Genomic DNA, 4,205 nt, shown 5'->3' on the forward strand with positions numbered 1-4,205 from the left:
TTATAGTCTATTAATATCCTTCTATTAAAATCTCCAATACTGAAAGCAAATTCATTCTTTTCTAAAGTAATTTCAAAATTCTCATCAATAGAATTCTTTACTATTTTGGTTTCATTCTTTAGCTTTTGCACCAACAGTGCTAAATCTATAGCCCCTTCCATAGTGGAGCAGTCCATTTTATATAAGGTTTTTCCTACTTGATAGGAGAAAATATCACCTTCTATGGTTGGATTTTCAATAGGTACTAAAGTTTCATCACTATAAGGGGTTTTGTCGAGCATTACCTCCCCTTTTAACAAACGAAAAACCTCTTCGCCAAAATTGATATCCAACCAACCTGCTGATGGAGTATATTTTAATCCTATAACACTTGCTTTTTTCTTTACGGTTCTCATTGTAGTTTTAATTTAAATATGGTAATAATAATGTTTAAAAATAGTATCGATATGGTAAAAATCTTCTAAATTACTTTCATTATAACCTTGTTGCTTTAAATCAACCTGTATTTTCCTAAGTAATTCCAACCAATAAGCAATAAAAACCTCTTTTTTGATGTGAATTGTATCATTAGGAGTGTTTAGCTCAGGCAAAAGATGCTTTTTGTGTTTTAAAACTGTCCAATAAGCACTAATGTAAAGCATATCATTGTAGGGTTTTATTATCCACTCTGCCATAAATACATTACTACCCCAATGCACTTTTGTTTCGGACAAAGGTTGTTCATACATATCGTATAGCATTTTGACAATATCCCAATAAATATCGGCAACCTCATCGTGCATTTCTAAATCCAAAGCCACCCCATTCCATATCATACATAAGTTAGACGATTTATTTTTAGGATAGATAGTTTGCAAAGCCTCACTTACAGTACTATCCTCAACATCTCGTTTGTTTAACCCTTCAGCAGGAAAAGACTTTATTGAAAATAATTCTTTCATAATGGTAAAAAGAAATTAGTTGTTCTTTTGTATGATTGCTTTAAGTTTATCTAATAGATTCATAGCATATCCTCCTTGGGGCAAAATTTCCCTTATTTTAGAACGGCATAAAGCCCTTTTAAACTCCCAATCGAAAATAATAAGTGGGTGTGAAAACAAGAGTATAGAGAATTTTATATATTGCTGAAAATTATGCGCTTTTAAAAAGCCCAAAAAAGCTATGAACTCATTAGGAGTTTCAGCATACTTAAAAAGATAACTATCTATCAAGCATTCACTTTTATATTTAGTTTTAGCACTCCTGCAAACTTTGTTTTCTATAGTAGGAATTTCCTCTCCCATATAATCTCTCATATAATAATGAGAGGCGCTATTATCTTCATTATCAAAGCTAACTAACTTGTAAAAATCAATAGCTTTTGAAAGAGATAAGTATAGCTTTTCTCTATCCTCGTCTATCTCAAAAAACGTTTTTACAGCCTGCGAAAGTGTAAGCGTTTGCGCTCCAAAAATAGTATATACCATTTCTTTTAACAGAGAATACAAGCATTCTATATCCTTTTTAGCTATTGGGTAATAACATTCTTTCTTGTTTTTTAACTCAAAGACAGCAGAAAACAGCTTTTCAAAAACCTCTTTTATATCGATAGCTATGTTATCCATAAAATACCCCTGCTTTGTGAGTTGGTTACTATCTATAAAAGTTTCCCCACAAGGGTTAAAGAACAATAAATACTTAAAGGCGTGTTCCGTATTCTCTTTTTTTAGTAACTGAATCAATGAAAAGAACTGTAACCTATCATTGATATAATGGTTGTCGTAGTAATAAAAGGCTCTTAAACAGACTTCTAAAAGAGAAAAAACATCCTCAAAACAAGAATGAGAAATCTCTGTTTGGAGTTTATCATACAAGACATCATTTTTCAGTGCATATAGCAGTTCATCAAGTTCTCTCTTTTTAGGCAGTGTAGCCAACAGAAAATCACCTTCCTCATTTTGGTAGTTTGTAATTTTCAAAAGCTCCTCTTTTTCTTCCTGCTGCTCCCCGCAAAACCTCAACAGAGAGAAATACAATAGCTTGTTTAAGTCCATTTTTCTGAAAATTAGTAATGCTTTTTCTTCTATTTACTTTTTTTTGGATTCTTGGTGTAGTTCGTGGAGAATTCTTTTAACAACACATTTGAAATATCATCTAACTAACAGTCTTCTTTCCAGTTTTCATATCCAACTATTAAATTATCTCTAATCTCTTCATTAGGACAAGAATTTATAAGGTTCTCATAGCTCTTCATCTGCTCTTCATTATTTAATTCTATAGTTTCTATTTTTGACAAGATTTCAAATTCTAAACCATAAAATCTTTTAGAAGGTAAAAAAGATAAAAGAGCATAACCAGTTTCTATAGAAATAGGTTCTTCTATTTCCATTAATAACTCTCTATATTTATTAGATAAATCAAGTACATCTTGAGAGTCATTGTCCAGATCTTCATTTGGCATTTTGCCTAAAAGTTTAAGTTTTTCTAATGAATTTTTCATTTATTTTCTAATGTAATCTTTTTGCTATATTTCCCTACTGGCGCGAGCTTGTAGCTCGTGCCTTATCAATGAGGATTTAATAACACATTTGAAACATTACCCTTTTTGCCAAAAACCTGTTATGATATTACTTATTTTATGGTTATTTATCTTTCCATAGAAATAAATAATACCATTAAGAAAAGGTTTGTTCCCTTTTACTTGTCCTTTTTGATATGAACTTTCATCAAATTGAAAAATGAAATCAAAATTATTATTTTTTAAATTAGAAAAATAATAATCTTCTTCTTGTAATAACGACGGATTACCTCCTATTTTATTTCCATAAACGCTTTCAAAAAAAGATTCTTCCTCCTCTTCATCTTCAATTTCTTCAATATCTTCTTGTAAATTTCCTATGACGAGCTTTCTACCTACAATATTTGAATTAGAAAAAGATGAAATTCCTTCTTTTCTGTTAGAAAAAGGGTGTGCAATACATAAAATATTATGTTTGGGATACAAAGTGTCTTCTATTTTTTTAGGAATAAAAACAGAAAATTCTGTATCTATTTCTTTTATCAAATCATTACTTATAGTCATAAAGTAGAGATGATTTGTCAAGTTCAATTCACGAATACGCTGCTCAGAAAAGAAAATAGGTTCATTCCCTCCTATTCTACTACCTGAAACAGTATCTTTTTCAGTGATTTGAAAACTCATTGATTTATTTCTTACAATGAATAAATCGTTAAAAATATCTTGTGACATAATATAAACAATTAATGTAATCTATGTTTTTGAACATAGATAATGGCTTGTTTTCTTAATTTTCTTGTTTCTTTACTGCACTATTTACTTTCTTGCAAAGGAATAAAGCGCAAACAATTATCTGTATAGGTTTCTATAAGGTTTTTAAACTTCTCTGAAGCTATAATACTACCACATTTAAATAAGTCGTATTTTACTTCAGCTGCTTTGATATGATGATGAGTATGATTTTCGTAATCAGATTTATCTGATACTACTTCAAATATTTTTTCTTGTTTAGCTAAACCTAAACTATAATATGAATGAGAAATAAGGTCTAAGAATTTAGGATTGTGTTTTCTACCTTTTATATAGTTAATAGGCTCTCCTCCTCGAGGGTATATTTTAGGATTTGGAGCGTTCAAATCCCACTGCTGCCAATCAATATCTACCAATTTAGTAAATTCAGTAGGGTGTACTTTTTCAATACCCTTGATATCGTTGTTAAGCAATAAGTCTTTTATATCCTCACGAACTACTATATAGTTTGAGATAGTAGTGTATATTTCAGGAATATACGGAGCAGCACGTTCTATTTTGTGTACTTCAGTAATTTGGTAATTTTCATCCATTATCAAAAGGCGACCTTCAAAAAGGGTATTCCCATAGTCACCCCAAGGCATTTTTCGATTTTTTATGATATAATATTTCATATTAGTGATGTTTATTTCATTCTTTTTAGAAAGTAGTTTCATTTTATATTCCCCAATAACATATTACCGACTTATAATAAAATTATAAAGGGGGTGAATATTAATTATTTATCGTAACCAATGTTTAAACTCACTTGTTAATTTTTTCTCTTTAAGCAAAGATATCATTTCAAATTGAGCTTTAATTTCATTTTGAACCAAAGCATCTTGAAAACCTTCCTTTGATAATATATCCTTATCTTCATCTTGTAGCATTATATCAATTACATTTATAATTGATTGAG

The 4,205-nt window shown here is 29.8% G+C and carries 6 protein-coding genes; all 6 read right to left on the reverse strand.

Annotation, left to right across the window (positions count from 1 at the left end):
- Nucleotides 1–395, reverse strand: a 395-nt coding sequence (locus tag Q0625_RS06315) for a hypothetical protein (RefSeq protein WP_298824695.1), incomplete at its 3' end; no start/stop codon positions are given.
- Nucleotides 396–407: 12 nt separating this feature from the next.
- A complete protein-coding gene (locus tag Q0625_RS06320) occupies nucleotides 408–941 on the reverse strand; it encodes a hypothetical protein (RefSeq protein WP_298824699.1) in 534 nt (177 codons plus the stop codon).
- Between the two features lie 15 nt (nucleotides 942–956).
- Nucleotides 957–2,033: a hypothetical protein gene (locus Q0625_RS06325; protein ID WP_298824701.1), complete on the reverse strand. Its 1,077-nt coding sequence runs from the start codon at nucleotides 2,031–2,033 to the stop codon at nucleotides 957–959.
- A gap of 104 nt (nucleotides 2,034–2,137) precedes the next feature.
- On the reverse strand, nucleotides 2,138–2,479 hold the full coding sequence (locus tag Q0625_RS06330) for a hypothetical protein (protein ID WP_009413246.1): 342 nt from the start codon (nucleotides 2,477–2,479) through the stop codon (nucleotides 2,138–2,140).
- Between the two features lie 96 nt (nucleotides 2,480–2,575).
- Nucleotides 2,576–3,229, reverse strand: a complete 654-nt coding sequence (locus Q0625_RS06335) for a hypothetical protein (protein WP_298824707.1) — start codon at nucleotides 3,227–3,229, stop codon at nucleotides 2,576–2,578.
- 80 nt (nucleotides 3,230–3,309) lie between these two features.
- Nucleotides 3,310–3,921 (reverse strand): hypothetical protein, encoded by a 612-nt coding sequence (locus tag Q0625_RS06340; protein ID WP_298824708.1) that lies wholly within the window; start codon nucleotides 3,919–3,921, stop codon nucleotides 3,310–3,312.
- Between the last annotated feature and the right edge of the window lie 284 nt (nucleotides 3,922–4,205).

This window comes from uncultured Capnocytophaga sp., from assembly GCF_938029845.1.
Taxonomy (GTDB): domain Bacteria; phylum Bacteroidota; class Bacteroidia; order Flavobacteriales; family Flavobacteriaceae; genus Capnocytophaga.

Coding starts and splice junctions, on each gene's coding strand:
- Q0625_RS06320 (WP_298824699.1), bottom strand. CDS start 941: ATGAAAGAATTATTTTCAATAAAGTCTTTTCCTGCTGAAGGGTTAAAC.
- Q0625_RS06325 (WP_298824701.1), bottom strand. CDS start 2,033: ATGGACTTAAACAAGCTATTGTATTTCTCTCTGTTGAGGTTTTGCGGG.
- Q0625_RS06330 (WP_009413246.1), bottom strand. CDS start 2,479: ATGAAAAATTCATTAGAAAAACTTAAACTTTTAGGCAAAATGCCAAAT.
- Q0625_RS06335 (WP_298824707.1), bottom strand. CDS start 3,229: ATGTCACAAGATATTTTTAACGATTTATTCATTGTAAGAAATAAATCA.
- Q0625_RS06340 (WP_298824708.1), bottom strand. CDS start 3,921: ATGAAATATTATATCATAAAAAATCGAAAAATGCCTTGGGGTGACTAT.